We start from the raw sequence: 21,223 nt of genomic DNA on the forward strand, positions 1-21,223 counted from the left end.
TCGTCCATGGTCGTGAGTCCCAGATCGATAGATTCGAGGCTATGCACCGAATCGATTGAGCCCGATCCCACCCTCACCTTGTCGCCGCTAATCGTCCAGGGTGAAAAAATTGACCTCGATCGCAAACAAGTTAAACATGCTGGCGCCGTCGCCGGTCATCAGCTTCGATACCAACGAATCCATGCTGGACGGCATCGGATCCTTGACTTCGATCAGAAACAGGTTTTTCTTGGCATACCGGGTTGCCGAGCACTCATCAAAAATCGCCTTGGCTTCTACCGGCGTGATACCACCCAATAGAGGCGTCGGTGTGATCCAATACGCCGCCAACGCAGCTAGGCCAGCAACGGATCTCTGATATCGACCGTGGAATATAACTCGTCGAGATCAGTTCATTGTGACCTTTCCACCTTGCCGTTTGGGTGTGGCGATGCAGGCTTGATGGGGCGAAACTTAATTCCCCACTCTAGAAGCCGCTCCTGAAATTTTGTGGCGAAAAACTCGCGCCCGCGATCTGTTTGAATTCATTGGATCGCAAACGGCATTTCTTCGATCACTGCACCGAAGAACTCCATCGTGTTGCTTGCTGTTCTGCGGCGAAAAAGCCGTAGGACCTTGTAGCGTGTGCAGTCGTCAATAGCCGTGTACTGATAGATGCCAGGCGCGATCTTGCAAACGTCCATTTGCACACGGTCACCTGGTGTGGGCCGGCTGTACCCGATGACTTGTTTTCTGCAGGGCCCGTTTGTCATTCAGTATCGGCTTGCCAATGAGCTCCAGGGTTTTATGGATCGTCGCAGTCGATAGCAAAATCTCTTGCAGGCCCGCCTCTCCATGTTCTTGATATCGGATCCACCACTTGCGCAGCCGTCGGCCGCGAGATCCCGCAGCGCAGGCATACAACGCCTGCGCTGCCAAGTTCCTCGTACAACTGAAGCCATCGTAGCCGCTTCCGGATATCGTCATTCATGACGCCATTTTAATTGAAACGATGTCTATGACATCACACAATTTAAGTCAGGCGTTGTCAATTGACAGCATTGATTATCTGGCTTCATGCAGATAAAAAGTCCTGCGCCACTCCTTTGAATGCGCCGAATATTCTGACAACGTATTCATCAGATCAAGTGCCGATATATGTCCAATAGGAATGCGCCGCGCTAGCAAAACATGACGGGTTTCGAAGTTAACCGTAAATACTGGTGTATTTACACCATGCATCGTCAAATTTATTTCCAGTAACCGTTCCAGCACATCGGCACGATTTTTTACTGGCAGCGCACCAAAATCGCAGTACATGGCCAAACCTTCTTCTTGTTCGGTGCTACCGTCGATCAAAGTGAAATTGACGCCATCGACAGTCACATCAGCAGTCGTATAAAACAGTTTGGGATTCGCGATTTTTGCGATCGCACATACTTCATCTATCAGTTTCCGATAATTTTCAGATGCCATATATTTCTCCACCTATTTTGTAAAAATTTATCGAGCGTCCATGAATGCGGTCCAGCTACAACCCAGCGCTGGAATCAGCAGCAGCGGCGATTCACGGCTGTCATGCGCAATAGGTCAAGCTCTCGCGTCATCGGCGATATTTAAAGCCTGATCAAATTGTGTTAGACCATTTTTCATGCGCTCCAGCTCTTTCTGCTTCCCCTCGGCTTTCTCGAACGCCGCCCTCGCCTTCGAGGCGGCAATTCCGTCCCGCGGCATAAAAGCCATGCCCTTGAAACCCAACTTGAGCGCACCAAGGCAATAAGTGGAGAGCGATTTGATGCTGACACCGACATAGGGATACGATCCATTTGCTGTCGCTTCACGAATCTTGCGCCGCTCGTCCAGTTTATTGTTTTGATAAACGGTTTCCGATATGGACGATGTTGGTCCGGAGGCGACCTGCCCCCATAATTTTCCCAGCGGCTTGGTTTTGGCATTCGCAACCTGATATGCGGCAGCAACATTAACCAGCACCGCGCTCATGGTGATGCCAAGGGATAGGTATCGTTCCCAAAGAGGTTCCTGGTAGGTCGGATCGTGGGTCTTTTTTTGCGCACTGACCAAGCCCAGCAGGGAATTGATCATCAATGAGCCATTGATGCCCGCGACCCCCAATTGAAATGCCCTCCAGGACGCCGCACCGTAAGTCGCGGAGACCTCGTCCGGCAATCCGCTGCGGGTGTTGCCAGCCTTGATGAATCCCACTTTGAATTCCGGCGAGAGTTCGAAAAAATTCGTGTGTTCCGTGACTTGCATGCCGTCACGGACGGTGCGTTTGTTATCGTTGTAATCAGAAACCTCTGTGAACCGCCCCTCGCGTACGCGCTGAGGATCATGGCGGGTTGACTCCCAGGCAATGACAAGCGTATTGAATTTGCTTCTCTGGCTATCCGGCAAATTACCCGACGCCGTCTCGATCTTGCTGCTCAGTAGCGCCAGCTGCGCTCGCTCTTCATGGCTCAATGGCGGCAACCTGTTCGCCTGAGTCTGAAGGCTGGCGTGCGTCTTTAGTACGTCGGCGTCGATCTTTAACGTGCCGGCAATGACCGCATGCAACTCGTCCGCGCGTTCATAATTTCGGATGTCTGTCGCCGACGCCAATTCGATCTCGAGCGCTTGAACCGCGGCCTTTTCACCAGCTCCCAAGGATTCAAAAGCACCGCTTCTGATATCGCTTATTGCGGCGAGCCGCGCCGGATATTCTGCTCGATCCTTCAGTCCCGCGTGAGTTCGCCAGTCGTTCGGTCCGTTCGCCCCCATATGCAATGTATCTGCAATCTGCTGCTCCAGTTCTCTGACCTGCCCCGTGAATATCTGATCCAGTGTCTTTACCCGTATTTGCAACGGGCTTCGCATGAGTTCCTTGAATTTGCTCGGATCGTCCGCCGTCAGCATTTTCAGATCAATCATCAGATTCTGCTTGTCTACCTCATCGGATGGCGCGACCAACCGCTGCAATGCCAGTTGCGAGACGGATGTAGCTATTTGGATCCCCGCCGCGACACGGGGATCCTTCGCAATATAGCCCCCCCATCCGGCCAAAAGATTGCCGTAGAATTTGAGCGTCTGCAAACATGACTGCCGGTGCAGCCCCTCGAAATAGACGCGATTGAGCTGGCAGCGCGTGGTGTAATGATTGATGGCGTGATCAAGTGTCTTTGCGACTTCATCTACAGCATGATTTGCCGCCGCCCTGAGTTCATGATTTCCGGGATCCGCCACGGAACGTGTTAACAGATCCTGCAGCCTGGGAGATTCATCTTGCACGTGCTGCAGTACCTGCTTCAATTCCGTTTCGATCTTGTCGAATGTCGGGGTATTCAATTCCGGAGCAATATCGGCCGCGTTTCGAAAAGCCATATCCTGGTAGGGTGTTACATGTAGCAAGGTATAGGTATTTACCAAGCTGCTGACCGTGGAAACCGCCATCACACTGCCAAAATAGCCCGCTGCCCAGTTCCGTGCAGGACCCGGCGCATTGCCATGTGCCTTGAAGGTGCAAATGGTAGGCAGCAAGGACATTATCGAGGCTGGAGCATTGCGCCAGGAATACGCCTTCCCGCCCTCTCTGAACCCTGCGTCCATGCCACTCTGCTCCAGATTCAGCATCGTGTTGAAACATAGTTTTGCCTGAGTCCAGTCACCTGTTTTAAGCGCCTGCGCCCGAGTTTCGATGAATGCCTGGACATGTTCCGGATTCAACACAATCCTGTCCTCCTCGACAAAGGCCTTGCTATGCGCCATCAAGTCTCGATGCAGCTCGTGCTCGCTCGGCATATCGATCACCGTGGCATTCCCGGCTTCGCCAAGCGGGGTTATGCGAGATGGAGCATTTTCCGCAGTAATTTCTTCATTGCGAATAATGACATGCGGACCGATCGAACCGGAACTGGACGCAATATCATGCATTTGTTGAGGAAGCACTTTAAGCGCGTCATAGCTCGTGCCACAAATTTCAACCGCGCCAAGGCTGCTCGCCGATCTCGGGCCTGTGCCGACGGCCCGCGTCGGGTCGAGCGTAGCGTGAATAGCGACAAGCGGTTTTAGGTTATTCGCAGACATCCTCGGTCGTTGCGATATCGTGCCGGCATCCGGCCCCTCTTCGACTGGACCACCAGCAGCGTCGCCGGTCGAATTGCGTAATGACCCCAGAACTCTCAACGCAGCGCTCGCTTCGCTCAATGAGCGTTGCACAGAACGGGGGTCTGCTTTATCAACTGCACCAGATCGCTCATGTGATACGGCATCGTCGACAGCTGCCGATTTGTTTGTGGATGAAGGAATATGCATAATGGCTTTCTTTTTTTGACGATGACAGATTACATGTTTGACGCAATCATTTTTGTGGCGCCACGAACCACCGTTCACTCTTGCGAATTTTTTTTCGAAAACCCTAAAAAATTCTCATATCGTTATATTTATTTGCGGTGACGGCTCTATAAAATCTGCCGCAAACATAGAGAGCGAAGGCTTAGGCATGGCTGTCGTGTGATTTCAAGGACCGCATCCTTCCCCGGCGCGACTGGCACGTCGCGACGGGGGCTTGCAAGCGTTCTTTAGGGACAAACTCCGCCAGAACGAACTGAACTTAATGATGCATCATGGCGTATGGCACCTCCCATGCAAGGCGCTGATTGAAGTGACTTAGCGGCATGGCTCTGTCCGGACCTTTCTGAGGATCATGGTAAACAACACTGCTGGTCTTCTTGTCAACACCGATGAGAACTGACATATGCCCACTGTTCTGGTTGGGGGGCCGCCCACCGCTTCACTATCGTGGGATTTTGCCCATGGCTCTTTCCGATTGTTTTATAACCTGCCGTGCGGGATAAATACTGCTGGACCACGGTCAACCTGAACTTCTCACTGTACTTTGTCATGAAAAACCCCAAAAGTTGGGGCCAACTTTTGGGGTTTAGTTCAAAATGCTGGCTTTTTTTATTCGCGTTGAATCATCGCTTTGCCCCAGATTTTTCGAGCCAAAAGCCGCTCCGCAAAAAATATCCGGAGTCGCATATTTGTTGAAGGACGAGGTTAAAAACCAGGATATTTTGCAGAGCAGAAATCGGCTGTAAAGCCTGGAAATTTATGGAAAACTAGATGAGCTTTGGCTGCTTTATACCGTAAATCCGAGGCCATCTCGGTATTCGAGAAGACTGAGTGAGCCAACTTGAAGAATTGAGGGAAATTCACCGAACAACGGCATCTGACCTGACCGCTGCATACGTCAAACCGGAGATCTCAGATCAGATCGCTACTACTACATTTATACTTATTTCACCGCTTTCCCATTTCTACGTCACCTCCCGATAATCCGTGAAGAACCAATTTTTTGGCTCAGAGTTCAACCACGCACTGGATTACTACCCGTTACCAACCTTACGTAAAACAACGCTCTAGTTGATAAAGTTTGCACGCTGGCTCGCGATACCGAATTGCCAAGTTATCCCTGACAAAGTTGGATTCGCACCGATACTTTGTCGCTCGGCGCTTGCCGAGCGAGGACCGCTAGATGATTATCAATTTTAAGCAATCCTCAACAGCAAGAGGCATTACTTCAGTGACGAACGATGTCGATCAACTCCAGATTTGGTTCCCTAACGCCCAAATGCCGCAGCATCATGAGTTCGTCGGAAGTCAGCGGCCCGATTTGGAAATACGGTCCGCCATGCAGATGGACGCCGCTCAATTTGGTGTGAATTGCGCAGTCGTTGATCGGAATTTCAATTGCTCCTGCACCAGGCTTGGATACCTTCAATATGTTGCCCGACAGCGTCGCGAAAAGAGCATTAGTGTGATTTGCGTGCATGATTGTCCTCTGGTTAGGTTAAATAAGATTATGTCTCGGTTGTCAAGCCACCCTGGTTGTTGCTTCAGGATTTCATAGAGCTTTCAGGCTTTCCAACAACCTCGCACGGCAAATAGTCACTTCATTTTCTTCCCGCGCCCCTGGCTCTGCCGAATCTATATTGCGGGATACGAAGCCTTCGCAATTTTTGTAAATCGCAGATTTGCGCCTGGTTTTCGTTTCCAATGCTAATTGAAATTGTGTGCAGCAGTGGAGGCGGAGCCCGCGTCCATGCGGATTGTCGAATGCAGGACAAGCGCTTACCCATATTTATGGGGCTCGACGGTTGCTTCGTACTCCGACCATTTTTTTCGCGCATTGGAGTTTGAGCGGACTGCATGGACGTACGTTTGTCGCAAGGAGCCGAAGAATAGTGCTGTGCACGCCTCGCATGCTCATAAGTTCATGAATTGGGAGGGGGAATGCCTGCATTCACTATCACTACAAAGAAATCAATTTTCACAACAGTCGAATCTCCTGTTTCGTCGGATAAAGCCGAGATAACAGAATCGACGGGCGAGAAAAGAGCCAGCGCAAGGAGAACTGCGTCGAGTTCTTTCTTCGCACCGCTAAAAAATATCCATAGCGGTTATCGTACGGCGAGCAAAACAATCAAGGGGCGGCCAATCAGCACTGGCGGCCCTTTACCTGGCACTTCTCTGGTATTGGAACGGCCGCCAAGAAGTCAACTCAATAAGAAATTTGAGCAAGCTTGTTCACTTGAACCTCAGGGTATTCAAGGCAAGTTCGATGACATTATCGAGCAAGCGAAGTCCTTGCAGAAACGTCTGACGCAACCGTCCCACAGCTTGTCGGATAGGCCCGGTGGTTCGACTACCACTTGGGAAAAATTAGTTGAATGCTTTCCGGTGCTCCAGCCACATGACGTGCCGAAAATACAGACGCTCCAAACGATGCCCGTGAAGCAATCCAACTCTTCAAGTGCGTCGACGACTGCAGAAGCCGAATCCGTCAAAACCCGTTTAGTGCAAAACCTGCAGGGACTTGAACAAGAATATCAGGAGGCACATCAGGATTGGCAAACGCAGACAAATGCGTATCGGCAATTGAAAACGCAGCGCGAAGCGCTCGAAGAGAAGATTGCCATGCTAACTCCTTTGAATGAAAAAACAGAGCAGGACATAGACAATATCCAGAGCCGGGTAACGGTCGCGCAGCACGCGCCAAGCTTTTCACCACAACGACTGGAAGCGGTGAGCTTGAAGCATGAAGCCAGGCGCCTGGAAGCGCAGCTTCAGCAATGCCGATTGCAGCAATCATCGCAAAACAGGCGGTTGGCGCCATTGCTGCAGAGAGAGCAATCTGCGGCAGATGCGAGCACTAACGCTGAAAAACGGCTGCTGCGTGTAGCCTCACGCCTGCATGCAATTGTGACGACCAGTGAGGTAAATGACATAGCTGGAACCGTATTGGCGTCAGACATCGCTGTCAAGCATCTGGACTTTACTCAGGTGGAACTAGGCCGGCTAAGCGATATTTCTCAGGCACTCCTTAAACAATGCGAGACTGACAAGGCCAGTCTTGAACCTGCTCTCGGAGCGCTCGTGGAGGCTCACCAGCAGATATGCGAAAACCTGCAATTGGCTCAAACCGAATGTGCTGTTCAACAGCATACTCACGCCTCTCTCAAGAACGACTTAAGCTTGGTGCTAGGACACAAAACCGCTTTGCAACAACGTTTGACGACTATTTCCGAGCAGCCCGCGACCAATGCCGATGAACTAGGCTCCATTCAGGTCGAATACGCCCATTTCGGGCAGCTGGAAGATGCCCTCAACAGCTTGATTGCAGAAATCGATACGCTTGTCGCCTCGGCGGAAGTCCGTGTCGAGCACACGGTTGGCGAGGCTGAACATGTACTTGAACAACTGGATGCGGTAATGCGCGGCCTTCACACTGCACGGACTGGCATTCAGGGTTCTGAAAAGGCGCAGGAAGCGCTGTCGTCAGCCAAGGCTGTTGTCGAGGAAAGGCTTGTAGTCACAATCACCGAAAACCAGAAAATACATTCAATAATGGATGTTGTGAGCTCAGAGTCAGCCGACAAATTGCTGCTGCACCCGCCGGGCTTTGGAGTCTCGGAATCGCTTCAGACGTTAAGTCGAGAGTTGAATAGCGCAATGCACGCGATACCGCTGAACGCGGCAGCCGACGCCCTGTCGAAAGCGGATATTGCCGAAAGCCTTTCATATGCTTTGGCGATAGCGAGCGTAGGCGATGCTAAGCGTGCCACTGCATTGTTGCGGGAATTGAGAGCACGTCCCACCATGTCTATGATCTTGCGAGAGGATAATGCAGGAGCGTCCAGCTCATCGTCTGCGCAAATCTCGACCGACCTCAAGGCGTTATTTCACCTGATGGCCACCATGCCGCGTGGAGTCGAAGTATTGCACTCTCTAGGCAATAACGCCGGTGAAATCATTGCCAGTAAACAAATGGTTGCGTTGCGAGTATATTGGCAAGCCGACATGGCAATTTCCCAGTCAAAATCGGCATCGGTCGAGGCATGGCTGAATGACGCCAAACTAGTCGCTGTGGAAAGGTTGCACTTGGATACCGGTGTGGACCAGGACCGGCATTTGTCTGAGCGGTTCGGCGAGCGTCAGCTCGGCGCATACAATGCGGTTCGAAACGGTTATGTCAGCAACGAGCCTGGCTCACCCTACGATGCTCGTGACAAGGAGTTGCGCAAAGTCGGCGAAGAATGGATGCGACGCAGGCTGGGTCGTTATGGCGAAGGCTTGTTGCGGGGCTTAGTCCCGTCCAGCGCAAAAACACCGTTTAAATCTCACGCTCTGGTAAATACGGCAGCTATGGCAGAGCGTTTCGGTATTACGACTCATGCGAGCAAGGCCGCGGCGGCAATCTCAGCGGCAGCTTCGTCATTAAGCGAAGCCGCCAAAGGCTTGCCGACGAGCGCTCGAACCAGTAATGAACAAGTTTTTTGCGTGGCTGTTGCGGTGTTGTGCGATTACATAAGGGAAAGCTTTGCCGAGCTTCGCGCGTTGACGCCGACGGATTTCGACGCGATCAGAAAACGCTTCAATTATGAGCTGTCGACAGCCTCCGCTGACAGAGCCGCAGTGAAGCAATCGTTACCTGAAATCATGGAGGAATATGCTGCCGAAGCCAATGCCACGGCGCGCAGCAGCAGATCGATTCCTTTGGGCCGCAAAGCCAATATTGGAGTGAGCGCAGAGTCTGTCTTGCGCGATGTGTCAGAACAATTTCTGCAAAGGAACGCCCAGTATTTGAGTCCGCACCAGATTGTTTCTATCGTGGACGGACTGGGTCTGGACGCAGCAGAGATTCAGGATAACTTCCGCCTCTCGCATATTTCGCGTTATGGTCAAGGCCAGAAATTGCGCCTCGACGATAACCGAGACCTGGTCAAGTTTTACAAGCCGATGTTGGCGCAATGGGGGCTCCGCAATAAATTAAAAACATCGAGCGGCGGGACGCTGGGATTAGGCCTGCCTTTATTGCCTTATATATCGCCCAAGATTGTCACTCCCCTGCTAACCGCCGGCTATTCTGAGAAACAGGAAGCGTTTGTTCAATTCTTTCAGCCTATTCTTGGATTCGAGATGATGGTGGGCGAGAGTAAGAGCAAAACCACGGAAACTGGCATGGGTATTGCAATCGGCAAGACGCGCGGCAAGCATCTCTATGCCGGGGGAACTGCGACGATTGCTGCTACTCACGAGCGCATGAAGATGAATGGCACTGTTGTGCGCTTTTTGCGCGCACGGGGACAGGATGAGACACAGCGCCAAAATATGCTGAAGACATGGGAATCTACTGTGTTGTGGAGTGACCTGAAACCGACGAAAAGCGATACAGGCTTCTCAGGGCCGATGGAAGCCATTCTTTGTCGACTGCCTGATGCGGTGATTACCGGATTCGATGCTGGCTCTATCGCAATCCAGGGCGAGATAAGAGAAAGTGCCGGGCTCCGGCTTCAAACCAAACCGGACAGCCATAATGCTGAATATGGACTTGGCGCAATATTGACCATCAAGGCGAAAGCACAAAGGGTGTTTGAATATCGGACGGAGGACAAAGCAGCGGTATATGTAGTGTCCGACAAATCAAGTACAGGAAAGCAAACGTTCAATGCTTCACTGGATGTGCAGTTGCCGCTACCGCGCAATGCAAAAACACTTTCCCTGTCACATGGCAGGAAAGGTACGTTGGGTGGAGGCAGTTTGCCCATTGACTTTTCGTTTGAAAGGGAGTTCGCCCAGCATCTACAGAAACATGGATTATCGCCGTTCCGCATCAATGACAAGCAGGATGGCGACCTTGACCGGCACTACTTTGGCGCCAAAGAGATGCTTGCGGAAATTGCTGTAAACCGTGAGCAGTGGTGCGCTCGTGCCTTGGAGACGCTGCCGGACGTGGATGGGACCAAGGATACACCGGAGAATCGCGCCGAGGCACAGAGACTGCTCACCCAGTTTGAAAAGGTTATCGTGGCCCTGGAAACAGACGGCAAGTATTGCCAGTTTAACGTCAATTACTCAATGCGACCCCAAGCATCTGCACGAATAGATGGTGCTCGGCTGATTGGCCAGCTGGCTGAAGTCCTTGGCGATGTGGGGCGAATGAACGAAAAAATGAAATTGGCTGACGCCGTTTTGCAGCAAACGGCTACGTGGCGCCCGCTGATGCTGATCGTTCGAGAAAAAGGCAAGGAGGCGACAAATCTCGGTCTTAACTATGGATTACGAGTACAAAGTGTCACTACAGTCGATGGACAACGTACCGCAGCGCAATTTCCCTTAGCGTAGCCGAATTCGGATTCGCCTCAAAAATCGTGATAAAAACTCGGTGCTCCACATGAAGCTTCCGCGTCGAGGCGTGCTCATCTGTTTATCCAAATTTACTCTAATTAAGTCTGTTCGTTCAGCGGAACTTTATTTCTTGCCTTGAAGAGATTGGCATGATCACATGCTGCACTATGCAAACGAAACTGACATTTCCAATGTGAAATATCATCTGAGAGACGAGACAATTTGGCAGCAAATTACGACCCAGAATTTTGATATTTTTATGGCGGATCAAAAATGCGTTTACAAAACCAATCACAACCTACAATTGTGTCCGAGAACACTGAGCATACCCCGAATGTCGGAGCCACCCGCGCCTCTGGTCTCTGCGGTGAAAAGTGCGGCCGGAATCGCCGCGACAAAGGCGAGAATGAACCCAGCCGACATCTCCGCAATCCAGGAAACAGTCGGAACGCTCGCCAGCGCAACGGTATTTGCGGCATGGACGATGACCGATGTCCTCGCTGATGCTGGAATTGGTAAAGCAGGCGACCGCCGCCAGCATGTTGCGCAAGCCGATCAGCATGGTCCGGGTCGGGCCTGATCATGAAATCGACATGGATAGCCGGATCGACATCAACAAAACTTACGACAAAGTATCGCTGTTTGCCGAACGGGCCATCATGATAGGCGTCGGCGCCGATAGGTTTTATGCGATTCGCAGTCAGGATGGCAAGCACACGGCGCTTAACATGGAAGTCAACGGAGAGGGACTAAGCGCCGGCAACCTATTGCATGTGTTTCACCGCGCCGCCTATGCCGGCGACCGGCAGTACAAGCTGGTGACAGCGGCAGATGGCAGCAACTGTCTGTCGGCCGGCAACGCAGAGAAAAACACGGTTGACCAGTTACTGACCAAGCCCAAGGGTTTTGCGCAAACCTCTTCCTATATGGCGGGGGAACAAGCTTTGGTGGATAAATTCACCGCGTTAAGCGGCAATTCTGTTACGCCGGCGGACGATATGGCCGCGGCAGGAAAGCAAAAAGCCTGATGCGTCGGCGTGCACTTCCAGTTTTTTCTCTAGGAGAAATATCGAATATCCAGGCAATGCTAAGCTGCATTCTCAGTTTCGTTTTGCAATCCCTACATTCGTGCTTGCATACTAGTTGCGATCTCAATCTGCGATCTTTGAGTTTCATCTAACTCTTGGAGATTTATATGGGATCCCATTCCGTAACACCTCATTCGTCGCCTCCTGCGCACACCCCTGATACTACGCACAAGCCTGACACTACGCATAAACCTGACAAAACGGACAATTCTAAAAAAAAAAAGGATGATTCCAATAGCACGGATCAGGACCAGCTGAATGCTTTGATAGTTCAATTCGCCATCTCGATCATGCAGCAATCGATACAGCAATCGAAAGAAATCAATGCGGATCTCAAGGCGGAGGATTCCGATGCGTTTTGACAGCGTCCATTTGAGACCGCATCGCCAAATCGAATTCACTTCGATCTTCGACGAGATGACGGGTTTCGAAACCGAGCAGCGGAAAAGCGGCGCAGGTGACAATCGTGTGCTGTTCATTGAACATGGCGATCGATTAAAAAATCGGCTAAGAAGCAAGAGCTTCGATGGCAAGATCGCAATCTGAGCTGGAGCGACGGGTGACCTGACGCGATAGCGATCGAGTCACCTGTCTTTTTCCAATTCCAGTTTTCATCGCAGTACATGACAGCGGAGATCAATCGTGAAAACCAGAAAAAAATGTGCCGCCTGTCGCATCGGCTGGATCCTATTGTACGGCCCGGCATCGATGCTGCTGCCGACTGAAGTTGCGCGCGCCGATTGCTTCGACGACGCGGCGATTTACCACCGCGTGAATCCAACTATATTGCGGGCAATCGCCTGGCAAGAATCCCATAACAAGGCCGATGCGATTCATGTCAATTCGAACGGCTCTACCGACTATGGCGTCATGCAGATCAACTCGGTTCATCTTGCCGAACTCTCCAAGTACGGGGTTCACCGGCAGACCTTGCTGCAACCTTGCCAGAACGTTTATATCGCGGCCTGGCATCTGCGGCGGATGGTAAGCAAATACGGCAACAACTGGAAGGCGGTCGGCGCCTATCATTCGGAGCGGTCGCTGGAACGCGACGCCTATACGCTACGCATCCAGCGCATCGTTGCCGCCTGGAGCGATAATCCGTTAGCCGCTTCGGATCGGCACGATGCAGAAAATCAAAAATTAAACGTAAAACCGTAGTTCTAAAAAGACATAGGAGAATTGTTATGAGTGCTGTAATTTCAATTAGTGAAAACAGCGTGCGCGCTTCCCGAATCGCGACTGAATGCAGAAGACTGCGCGAATACATTCATCAGCGCCTGAATGATGCCGATGAGTTTTCCAATTTGTTGGAACAGCGTGAGTTTCTCTTCGAAACGGTTCCAGCGCTTCGCGGCGAAATTCAGCGGATACTCACGCCGGCAATGCTCGCGAAGCTGCAAGCCGCCGGCTTAGGCGTCGATTGGGAGACGGGGGCCGAGGTTGAAGGAGAATTGACGGATGACGGGAATAGCATCCGCTGCGAAATCATAGACAATTTCAGCGGTGACGCCGAACTCGAGCGAGCTTGCGAAATGTGGTTGCTGGTCCGATACGGAGCATACCGGCTGCTCAAGGAATTCCAGACATTGCAAGCACACTGCGCAATCGAACGTTTGCCGTATTCGCCCGAGCTGGACGGCAGATATCCTTTTCGCGATGCCGAATCCCGGCCTGTAATGATCCGAAAAATATGGCAATCGAAACCCACTGCATCGGGACAAGTATATTCGCCTGATGCAGTTTGGCCATCGATCGACCCGTTGACAACTGCGCAGGCGAGAATGGCACGTTATCATTCGATGATTCAATGCCGGCTTATCGAGTCCAGTGACCTGCAGGATCCAAGGGAATCGAGCCTAGTCGGCGAAAGAGGCGTTTTCGCGACCCGTCCGCTGCAGAAAGGGGAGTGCGTCGGGGTTTACGGCGGCCGCCTGATGACGCCGGCGATGTATTTCATGTTGCGTTCCGATTCGTTTGCAATTTCATCGATCAGCGGTAATGCAGTCTCGTTCCTGGATGGCGAAAATATCCTGGCGATGATGAACACTTCCCTCGAGTATGACGAATCCGGTCACTGTGCCAGTCAATCGCCTGACGCTTACAATGTCGAGCCGGTGGTTTTTGACGTCGAGTCGGATATCGGTGGAAAATTTTCAATCCGTGCATTTTTCTCCACACGCGATATTCCCGCTGGAGCGGAACTCAGATGGAACTATAGATACTCCGATGACATGGTTCGTCAAGTTTTCGGGAAGCGGCTGTAAGTCAGGCGGGCATTCGTTCAGGGTCGCTTACGGGACAAACAGGCTTTTAGCCGTTGCTGAAGAAAATCGATCGTGTACTGGGCGCCGACCTGAATCTATTGGCAACGACGCAGCTTAGCCTCGGTCCAGACGCTGATTCGGCAACGGCGACTTCCGACAAGTAAGAATTTCGTTATCCATGCCCGAATTTCGCATAACGGGTCGGATGCGTCCGGACGGCTTCTACAATGGTGCCACAATTGTTAGCTGCTAGGATGCTGAACATCTTTGATAGCCATTGCTGATGGAAGGTCTGTCCTTATGGACGGGACATCAAGCTGTCAGGGAATCGCAGGAATCACACTACCATCGTCCTCCGCTCGTACCTCGACCTGAAGTTGTTCTGGAGCGGATTTTTCAGCCTGTCGCAGGTCCGGAGAAATCTCAAGTTTGTAACCTAGTGCATACACCGTCCTCAGGCTAGCGCCGGCAGCCGTGGACGATAGACCTAATTTCTTGCGCAGCTTATAAATATGCTGTTCCAGCGAGCGAGCCGCAACTTCTTCTGAATTTCCCCAGACGCTTGTAATGATCTGAGACCTGCTCAGGAATTTTCCTGGATTGGAGAACAGCAGCCATGCGATGGAGAATTCGCGCGGAGTGAGGCTGACGTCGATACCGTCGCAGGTAACCATATCGCTTCCGAGATTTAGTACATAACCGCCGACCTGTATCCTGTCGACACGAGTGCAATGGGCCAGACGCCGCAGGGCGACGCATACCCTCAGCCCAATCTGATCAATGTCTGCGCGGTTGACAACATCATGTGCGCCGGCTTCGATCCAATCTTGCATTACGTTCCATGTCAGAAGCGAGGTCAATATGATCGCCGGTGTATAAAAATCAGCGTTGCAGGTGCGCCATGAAAGCAGGCTGCTGGCTAGTTCGACGGTGCTCCTGGCGTCAAGCAGCACCAGATCATAGCTGATGGTGCGCATCGCGCGCAGTATCAGCAGCTCAGTACAGTAGGCGTCTATGGTGATTGAGTACTTCTCAAAGTATTGCGCCAGTTTCTGCACTAAAACCGTATCGTCAGTCAAAATCGCAAATCGCATGCCTAATCCTCTATTGGAATCACCTTGAAAAGGTGATTGAGCATTTTTGAAATTTTCTGCTGCTGGAAAACTGGCAGCAGACGCTGGGTGATTTATCGAACATCTGTTCTTTTTTTGCCCCACCACGATCATTTATGGTGAAAAGCATATTCAAGAACAAAGTTGTGTTCTCTCAGTGAGTACCATTTCATGCGAAGATGATGCATGCAGTGCGAATTTTTCCAGACTAGTTATTTAGGCGATAACTTCCATGCATAGAAATCCATATTGAATACGCTTGCTGGATTGTTATTGTTGCCATATTTCAATATAATTTCAATCGGATATTCCTGAATTACAGGTAGGCATTTCCTTTGCTGTTGTCTGAATGGCTATGAAAATCAGGCGATTGCTTCAGAAATGTGAGGCAGACGGTATCTCAACCATCCATCGCGCGATTTGCGCGAAATGAAGAGACGACGATTATTTTCGTGGATTTGTCCCACGCAATTTTGCGAGTGTGTGCTTGTACTGAATGGTGCTTCGGCATCTGCTATTTTTCCAGACCGGCATCTATGTGGACACCTCTCGGTATGGCAAGCGATATTTCGTATTTTTGGTAAACCGAGGAACTGGCAACAGTCTTTTATCCGGCCTTGTTGCAAACTGAACTCTGTCTGCGGGCCATGATGGAGTTCGCCAAGAACGCCCTTATCTGTAGTTCGCGCTGTAAAGCGCCTGCCGGTCTTTAGGTTTGCGTTCTTACGGTCCAACCTGTTTTGCCATACATACGATGTATCATCCTGCGCAACCTATCGGCACATTTAAATCCTTTTCAAGTTAATTTTTTCTATGCGGGCTTCTGACTCACATAGCCCTTTTGGTACACCCGACCGTGGGCCAGAATCGCCCATGCCGTTCGCGCCATCTTGTTGGCTAACACAACTGCTGTCACATTCCTCGACGGTCACCACCGCTGCATTTCCGACAAGTTACCCAGGTGACCTTCTGAAGCGAAGGTGGTCGCGATACAAAGGCGGCGTCAAGACTCTGGCGCAATCTGGTTTAGAGCCGAGGCAGTAAAATCCCACAAGTAGCTACATAACCTCCAGCAGCTCCACCAAGAGTTCATCGATTTTGAATTCAAAGGGTCTTAGGACGGGATCGCTGCGCTCACCTGACAATGAAAAGACGGTCAGTCAATTCAACCGGCAAACGAAAAGTTGACGAGGTGCTTACAGTAATCATTGGACCGATTCAAGTGCAAACCTTCACTTGAGAACAGGCGAGAACAGATCAAGAATGAGCACAAATCAACAATTAGTTATTTGTCTGGCTCAAAAGCTGCTTGGCCAAGCGCTTCGCGGCTTTAGCTGCATTGATACCACCCTCGCGTAGCGCAGTGACAAAGGCGCCATCGATGAGCAGCATGAAATCGGAGGCGCGGGTCTGGGCATTAGGTACCTCGGCCGACTCCAATATCTCGGCAAGATACTTGAGGACTTGTTTTTTGTGTCTAGCGGAAGTCAAATGTACCGGATGGTGACGGTCAGCTGACTCCACTATTGAATTGATGAATGCACATCCACGAAAATCATCACATGAAAAATATTCTCGTAGCGCGTCAAACACGGCCAGGGGGCGACCAGCTGGATCCGGGCTGAGGCGTGAGACAGTGGTGCTAAACCAATTGCGCCATTCTCTGTCGCGCCGATGCAATACCGCAACTATCAGCAAGTCTTTGGAAGGAAAGTGATGGTAGAAGCTCGACTTAGAGACCCCGGCACATTCAATAATTGCATCTATGCCGGTCGCACGAATGCCCTGCGCGTAAAATAACTCCGACGCGGTCACAAGGAGACGTTCCTGCGCTGAGCGAATAGAGGGGGGGTAGGTTGAATGCATGGTTCCGAAATGAGTCATTCGAACCGACAAGCGGCGCAATGAAGCTCTTCTTTGCAAAATTGTTTATCGTATTACCGTAGAAAATTATAAAAGAATGTTTTTGTCTTGCATTGCCATTTCAGCACCGACTGTTGCTTTTATTGGACGCTATGCTTTCGACAAAAACCGCCGTCGTGCGTATGCATTTCTGACTAAGAGTTCTGCGGACACACGACTTTCAACTCTCCGAGTTTCGTGGAGGATTTTTGGTTTGAGTCAGGCCGAGATGGATTGCTCGGTAAGTTGTCGATAAGATTTTTCCTCGGCTTTAGCCGACGTATATAACCGATGGATTCGTAGAAGTTGGGATTACTAGCGTGGAAGGTGAAATTTTTTCCTCAATAATTCGCTCAAGGACTCTTTCCCAAAAGACCTCCCAGTATTGGCAAGGTGCGACGCAGCGTGGCGCAGGCGCGAGCGCGAAACATTCTTGCTTTTATTGTGCTGACGCTACAATGACCGGATTGACGTTGCTTGCAAACGACGAGCCGTTGGTATCGGTCATGCTCAGGTATTGCTTGCTGAACAAATTGGATACCGTCAGGCGAATCATTGTCGTCTTCATTAAAGCAGTTGGTGCGAATCGATAGCCGGCGCCGATGTCGTATAAGGTATGGCCGCCGACCTGATCGTTATTGACCAGCGAGGTATAGCACCCACCGACATAACGCCCTTGGATAGACGAATAAAACGATCCGTAGGTGTACTGCAGCGAGAGCGACGCTAGCCATTTCGGCGTAGCGTTTTATCGAATTCAGGTATCTGCGTTCGCAGGCAATACGGATATCGCCATCGCGAGCGACGCCGCCAGCCAGAGCATACCCGGTCCAAAGTCGTTTTCATCTCTGAACTCTCGATACAACAGCGCTAACCGTGCCGCACTACAAATGGCTTGCCAATATTATCGGCACGACGATCAGCCAGGGCCTGCTCGCTGACAACCAAGTCTTGCCTTCCGAGCGCGAACTGGCCGAGCGTTACGAAGCTAGTCGCGACACCGTCCGCAAAGCGGTGCGCTATATGGAGGAGCGCGGCATAATTTACAGCGGACACGGGCGAGGCACTTTTGTGGCGCCGGCCATCGTGCGCGGAACCACGCGGTTCATCGACAGCTTTTCGCAAGATGCAAATAATCGAGGCAGCGTCGCAGGCCAGCGCGTTCTGATTGTCGAGCCGATTGCTGCTGCATCGATGGCGATTGCCGGCCTGCTGAACGTCAGGCCGGGCGATCCCTTGATCCGCGTATATCTGATCCGCCTGATGGATAATGTACCGGTCGGTTTGCACGACGCTTATTTTGTCTTGCCGCCGCGAGCAAAAGTAACACCCTCCCAAATCGAGCGAGCCGGCTCCTTGTACAAGCTGCTGACTGAAAAATTCGGTTTTACCCCTGTCGAGGCGGTCGAAAACCTCAGTGCCGACGCCGCCGAGCAGAAAGATGCGCATTTGTTGGGTATCAAAAAGGGCGATCCTTTGCTTATTTGCGAAAGAATCACCTTGTCGGACCGGCGCGAGCCTATTGAATATTGCTTGATGAAATATTTATCCAGCTATCGCTATAAAACGCGCATCGCAAAGCGATGCGGCGATTGATTTGGCGCGAGCAAGGTCCAATTTGCAGTGAATATTTTCTACTGCGTCATCGAATCACCTGGGCACATGTCCCAGCAAACGCCCCTGTCTCGGCGCCCTCGGCTACAGTCCCTAATCATTGCCGCGAACGCGGGAACGACAAAAAAAGCCAGCTGTCGAGCCATGCGGAAATCTGGACAACCAGTACCTCCATCTAACTGACCAACCCGGTATAACGCGACAGTGCAAAAAAATGCTCTTTCACGCTATCCAGCGGCGTACCTGGGCCTTCTTCATGAAAACCGTTGCACCAGGCGAAATAAGCCAATTTCAGGTGCGGCAACAACTCAGCGCCGGGACTGCGCGCCAACGCCACCGCAGCGAGTATCGCTTTGGCGGGAATGGTTGCCCGGCATGCACCGGTTGGCAATGGCTCAACAATTTCGGTGCGTTCATGTTCAGGTAGCATACGTTGCGCGAACTCGGTAGATTCATCGATATTGCGCGGCACCAGCATATCGAGCGGAGCGACGGCGATCAGGAAGTTGGCGGCTCGCAGCGCTTGCTTTTCGGCCTCGCGTCGAATGCTGGATGAGTCCGGCCTCGCATCCCGAACAGGTACTTCAAGCAAACTACACAAAGCTGCTTCTCCGGTGACGCTACCTGCCAGCACACGCGCCAGGTGAAAAGCGTCCCCCTTCGCGGCAAGCGGCCTGCGCGCCTTGATCAGGCTATGCAAAGCCGCCAGCGCCACGGCACAGTTGCTGCCGAAAAGAAGATTCAGCTTGCGCACGACAAACTCCAAATGCAGGCCCGTTGCAAAGCCCGCCGCAGCGCCAGCGCCGGTCGAAGCATCGAGTCGCCCATGCAACAAATCAGCCATCTCGCGGACGCTACCAAACCGTGCAATGGCGTTGCCAGGGTTGAACAGTGCGGCGATCGTTGCCTCTACGCCTGCCTCGGGAAGGATCGCTGCGATCGGCGCGGCCTTTGCCGCACCGGCTGAAGAACGCTGACGCGATGAGAAATGTAATGACATAGCGGTCGCCATAAGAAGTCGAGAAAGTTCTGCCCGCGTGGATAGAAAGATTGATGAGAGTACGTTTGCAGCTTGACGGTGGCACCGAGTTATTCTCCCCGCCGTAGCGAAATTGCGGACTGGTTCCCGAAACAATGTAGTACGCGGCCCCGGCGCGTCGTCTGTGAGAACGACTTTTCGCGCTTGCAGACAAAAACCTCAACCTCAACGAAATGTTGCCGTCCCCGTCAGCAGCCGCAGCGGATGCCGCTTCGGATGCATGCCTCAAACTTCGCGGTTGCGGACTACGCCGTAACTGCAAATCCCCTAACCTGTCCAGCGGAACATGCAGACGTGCGACGAAATTTCCCGCTTTCGCCGCTTGCGCTGCTTATTTCCGGATATGCATCGTCGTCAGAACGACGAGATGAGCACCCGAGGCCGCAGCTGTTCAACGCCATGGCGGCGCATATTGCCGCAATCAATTCAATTTCTAGCCAAGGAGGTGAGCGCCGCTTTGAAAAAAATACAGGAAATTATTTAACCGCATCGTTAAACGCGAGGCTATGTCTCGTATTCTGGTAATCAATCTAATGGGGAAACATTATGAGCATTTTTTCAAAAATCAAGCACGCTTTTGAGAAGGTCGGCCACGAGGTCGAAAATGTAGCAAAGGCCGCCGTCCACGACGTCGAAGGCGTCGTCAAAACGCTGGAAAAGGACGTTGGGCACGTTTTGCAAGACACGATGAAGATGACTGAAGCACTGATGCAGGGCAATTTCAAGGAAGGCTTGCAGGACTTCCTGAAGGTGACGGATGACGTAGCCAAAGGCGCCGGCGATCTGGTCACCACGCAAGCCAACATGGCAATGAGCTTGCTTGGCGACTTGCATATATCCAAAGGCGTGGACAAATTCGCGGCTGGCGCCGAAAAGGAGATCAAGACAGTCGCCACCGATGTGGAGAAAGGCGTTGATTCGACAGTCAAGACGCTTGCCGATTCCACGGTCGGCATCGCCACCGGCTCGGTTCAGATGCTGAAAGATCTGGCCCATGGCGATCTGAAGGCCGCAATGGGCGATGCAATGAAAGTGGGTGAAGATGTGGCAACCGTGGCGGCCGACCTGACGCCGGAAGGATTGGCGGTAGACATGGGGAGCCAGGTGATGGTCGCTGCGCATATCGGCAATGCCAAGATCGACGACCTGGTGGCCGGTGCAGTGCACGGCAATGTAGGTGAAATGGTCAAGGGCGCCGAAAAATTCGCCAAAAGCGAAGTGGTTTCCAAGGTTGAAGATTACGCTGAAACAAAACTGGCGTCGAATCCAAAAATCGCGGAACTGGCTTCGAATGTCCTGCCGTTTCTGTTATTGGCGCCCGATGTCAGCCGCAATCAAAAAAACGCCGACAACGAGCGCTCTTCGCATCAGAAGCACGCATTCGCGTAATCGGCAATGGATCTTGGGTACTTGACCTGACGTCGGCAGCGCGAGGCCATGGCTGCCTCGAATGAAACAAAGCATCCTTCCTGCGAAAGCACGAAGGATGCTTTTTTTGAGGCTGCCGGCTATTTTAAAGCTGTCATTTTTTGGGGAAGA

Annotated in this window: 17 protein-coding genes and 3 pseudogenes; 9 read left to right on the top strand and 11 right to left on the bottom strand. The window is 51.8% G+C overall.

Annotated features, from left to right (window positions below; genetic code table 11):
* Positions 1–87 precede the first annotated feature (87 nt).
* From CPter91_RS21510 to CPter91_RS21535, 6 genes and pseudogenes are all read right to left on the bottom strand, one after another.
* Positions 88–297, bottom strand: coding sequence for a hypothetical protein (locus CPter91_RS21510; protein WP_061943961.1), 210 nt, complete (start codon positions 295–297; stop codon positions 88–90).
* A gap of 98 nt (positions 298–395) precedes the next feature.
* Positions 396–970: pseudogene (locus CPter91_RS27450) on the bottom strand (DDE-type integrase/transposase/recombinase); the annotation flags it as partial.
* 74 nt (positions 971–1,044) lie between these two features.
* Positions 1,045–1,455, bottom strand: coding sequence for a CesT family type III secretion system chaperone (locus tag CPter91_RS21525; protein ID WP_061943967.1), 411 nt, complete (start codon positions 1,453–1,455; stop codon positions 1,045–1,047).
* Positions 1,456–1,569: 114 nt separating this feature from the next.
* Positions 1,570–4,287 (bottom strand): hypothetical protein, encoded by a 2,718-nt coding sequence (locus CPter91_RS21530; RefSeq protein ID WP_150119778.1) that lies wholly within the window; start codon positions 4,285–4,287, stop codon positions 1,570–1,572.
* 298 nt (positions 4,288–4,585) lie between these two features.
* The gene (locus CPter91_RS27820; RefSeq protein WP_082793136.1) at positions 4,586–4,729 is read right to left on the bottom strand and encodes a papain-like cysteine protease family protein; all 144 of its coding nucleotides are present in this window, start codon (positions 4,727–4,729) and stop codon (positions 4,586–4,588) included.
* An 825-nt stretch (positions 4,730–5,554) separates the two neighbouring features.
* Positions 5,555–5,806 (bottom strand): hypothetical protein, encoded by a 252-nt coding sequence (locus CPter91_RS21535; protein ID WP_061943972.1) that lies wholly within the window; start codon positions 5,804–5,806, stop codon positions 5,555–5,557.
* 461 nt (positions 5,807–6,267) lie between these two features.
* Here CPter91_RS21535 and CPter91_RS21540 point away from each other — a divergent pair, with 461 nt between their 5' ends.
* The 7 genes from CPter91_RS21540 (at position 6,268) to CPter91_RS21565 (ending at position 14,017) form a co-directional block, all read left to right on the top strand.
* Positions 6,268–10,659 (top strand): coiled-coil domain-containing protein, encoded by a 4,392-nt coding sequence (locus tag CPter91_RS21540; RefSeq protein WP_150119779.1) that lies wholly within the window; start codon positions 6,268–6,270, stop codon positions 10,657–10,659.
* Positions 10,660–10,819: 160 nt separating this feature from the next.
* On the top strand, positions 10,820–11,242 hold the full coding sequence (locus CPter91_RS26720; RefSeq protein ID WP_150119780.1) for a hypothetical protein: 423 nt from the start codon (positions 10,820–10,822) through the stop codon (positions 11,240–11,242).
* On the top strand, positions 11,205–11,690 hold the full coding sequence (locus CPter91_RS21545) for a hypothetical protein (protein ID WP_150119781.1): 486 nt from the start codon (positions 11,205–11,207) through the stop codon (positions 11,688–11,690). Before CPter91_RS26720 ends, CPter91_RS21545 begins: the two co-directional genes overlap by 38 nt.
* Before the next feature lie 167 nt (positions 11,691–11,857).
* Entirely contained in the window at positions 11,858–12,112 is a 255-nt protein-coding gene (locus CPter91_RS21550) for a hypothetical protein (RefSeq protein WP_061943981.1), read from the top strand.
* Positions 12,102–12,296, top strand: coding sequence for a hypothetical protein (locus CPter91_RS21555; protein WP_061943984.1), 195 nt, complete (start codon positions 12,102–12,104; stop codon positions 12,294–12,296). Before CPter91_RS21550 ends, CPter91_RS21555 begins: the two co-directional genes overlap by 11 nt.
* Before the next feature lie 162 nt (positions 12,297–12,458).
* Positions 12,459–12,911: a lytic transglycosylase domain-containing protein gene (locus CPter91_RS21560; RefSeq protein WP_061946506.1), complete on the top strand. Its 453-nt coding sequence runs from the start codon at positions 12,459–12,461 to the stop codon at positions 12,909–12,911.
* A 26-nt stretch (positions 12,912–12,937) separates the two neighbouring features.
* Complete coding sequence (locus CPter91_RS21565; RefSeq protein WP_061943986.1) at positions 12,938–14,017, top strand: SET domain-containing protein-lysine N-methyltransferase; 1,080 nt, start codon at positions 12,938–12,940, stop codon at positions 14,015–14,017.
* 320 nt (positions 14,018–14,337) lie between these two features.
* Here the strand turns inward: CPter91_RS21565 and CPter91_RS21570 are convergent, their stop codons facing one another.
* The 4 genes and pseudogenes from CPter91_RS21570 to CPter91_RS26725 all read right to left on the bottom strand — a co-directional run.
* Entirely contained in the window at positions 14,338–15,111 is a 774-nt protein-coding gene (locus tag CPter91_RS21570; protein ID WP_061943988.1) for a response regulator transcription factor, read from the bottom strand.
* A gap of 829 nt (positions 15,112–15,940) precedes the next feature.
* Positions 15,941–16,048: pseudogene (locus tag CPter91_RS26305) on the bottom strand (IS110 family transposase); the annotation flags it as partial.
* Positions 16,049–16,410: 362 nt separating this feature from the next.
* A complete protein-coding gene (locus tag CPter91_RS21575; RefSeq protein WP_205631625.1) occupies positions 16,411–16,944 on the bottom strand; it encodes a TetR/AcrR family transcriptional regulator in 534 nt (177 codons plus the stop codon).
* Between the two features lie 526 nt (positions 16,945–17,470).
* Positions 17,471–17,764, bottom strand: a pseudogene (locus CPter91_RS26725) (TonB-dependent receptor); the annotation flags it as partial.
* Between the two features lie 143 nt (positions 17,765–17,907).
* On the opposite strand from CPter91_RS26725, the gene CPter91_RS21580 reads away from it, so the two are divergent.
* Positions 17,908–18,627, top strand: a complete 720-nt coding sequence (locus CPter91_RS21580; RefSeq protein ID WP_061943991.1) for a GntR family transcriptional regulator — start codon at positions 17,908–17,910, stop codon at positions 18,625–18,627.
* Between the two features lie 193 nt (positions 18,628–18,820).
* Here the strand turns inward: CPter91_RS21580 and CPter91_RS21585 are convergent, their stop codons facing one another.
* Positions 18,821–19,645: a hypothetical protein gene (locus tag CPter91_RS21585; protein ID WP_061943994.1), complete on the bottom strand. Its 825-nt coding sequence runs from the start codon at positions 19,643–19,645 to the stop codon at positions 18,821–18,823.
* Between the two features lie 585 nt (positions 19,646–20,230).
* On the opposite strand from CPter91_RS21585, the gene CPter91_RS21590 reads away from it, so the two are divergent.
* Positions 20,231–21,073, top strand: a complete 843-nt coding sequence (locus CPter91_RS21590) for a type 2 periplasmic-binding domain-containing protein (protein ID WP_061943997.1) — start codon at positions 20,231–20,233, stop codon at positions 21,071–21,073.
* The last annotated feature ends 150 nt before the right edge of the window (positions 21,074–21,223 follow it).

Origin of the sequence: Collimonas pratensis (genome assembly GCF_001584185.1) — a bacterium.
In the GTDB taxonomy this organism is placed as follows: domain Bacteria; phylum Pseudomonadota; class Gammaproteobacteria; order Burkholderiales; family Burkholderiaceae_D; genus Collimonas; species Collimonas pratensis.

Coding starts and splice junctions, on each gene's coding strand:
- CPter91_RS26720 (WP_150119780.1), top strand. CDS start 10,820: ATGCTGCACTATGCAAACGAAACTGACATTTCCAATGTGAAATATCAT.
- CPter91_RS21560 (WP_061946506.1), top strand. CDS start 12,459: ATGCTGCTGCCGACTGAAGTTGCGCGCGCCGATTGCTTCGACGACGCG.
- CPter91_RS21525 (WP_061943967.1), bottom strand. CDS start 1,455: ATGGCATCTGAAAATTATCGGAAACTGATAGATGAAGTATGTGCGATC.
- CPter91_RS21570 (WP_061943988.1), bottom strand. CDS start 15,111: ATGCGATTTGCGATTTTGACTGACGATACGGTTTTAGTGCAGAAACTG.
- CPter91_RS27820 (WP_082793136.1), bottom strand. CDS start 4,729: ATGTCAGTTCTCATCGGTGTTGACAAGAAGACCAGCAGTGTTGTTTAC.
- CPter91_RS21590 (WP_061943997.1), top strand. CDS start 20,231: ATGAGCATTTTTTCAAAAATCAAGCACGCTTTTGAGAAGGTCGGCCAC.
- CPter91_RS21530 (WP_150119778.1), bottom strand. CDS start 4,287: ATGCATATTCCTTCATCCACAAACAAATCGGCAGCTGTCGACGATGCC.
- CPter91_RS21555 (WP_061943984.1), top strand. CDS start 12,102: ATGCGTTTTGACAGCGTCCATTTGAGACCGCATCGCCAAATCGAATTC.
- CPter91_RS21565 (WP_061943986.1), top strand. CDS start 12,938: ATGAGTGCTGTAATTTCAATTAGTGAAAACAGCGTGCGCGCTTCCCGA.
- CPter91_RS21585 (WP_061943994.1), bottom strand. CDS start 19,645: ATGTCATTACATTTCTCATCGCGTCAGCGTTCTTCAGCCGGTGCGGCA.
- CPter91_RS21535 (WP_061943972.1), bottom strand. CDS start 5,806: ATGCACGCAAATCACACTAATGCTCTTTTCGCGACGCTGTCGGGCAAC.
- CPter91_RS21540 (WP_150119779.1), top strand. CDS start 6,268: ATGCCTGCATTCACTATCACTACAAAGAAATCAATTTTCACAACAGTC.
- CPter91_RS21550 (WP_061943981.1), top strand. CDS start 11,858: ATGGGATCCCATTCCGTAACACCTCATTCGTCGCCTCCTGCGCACACC.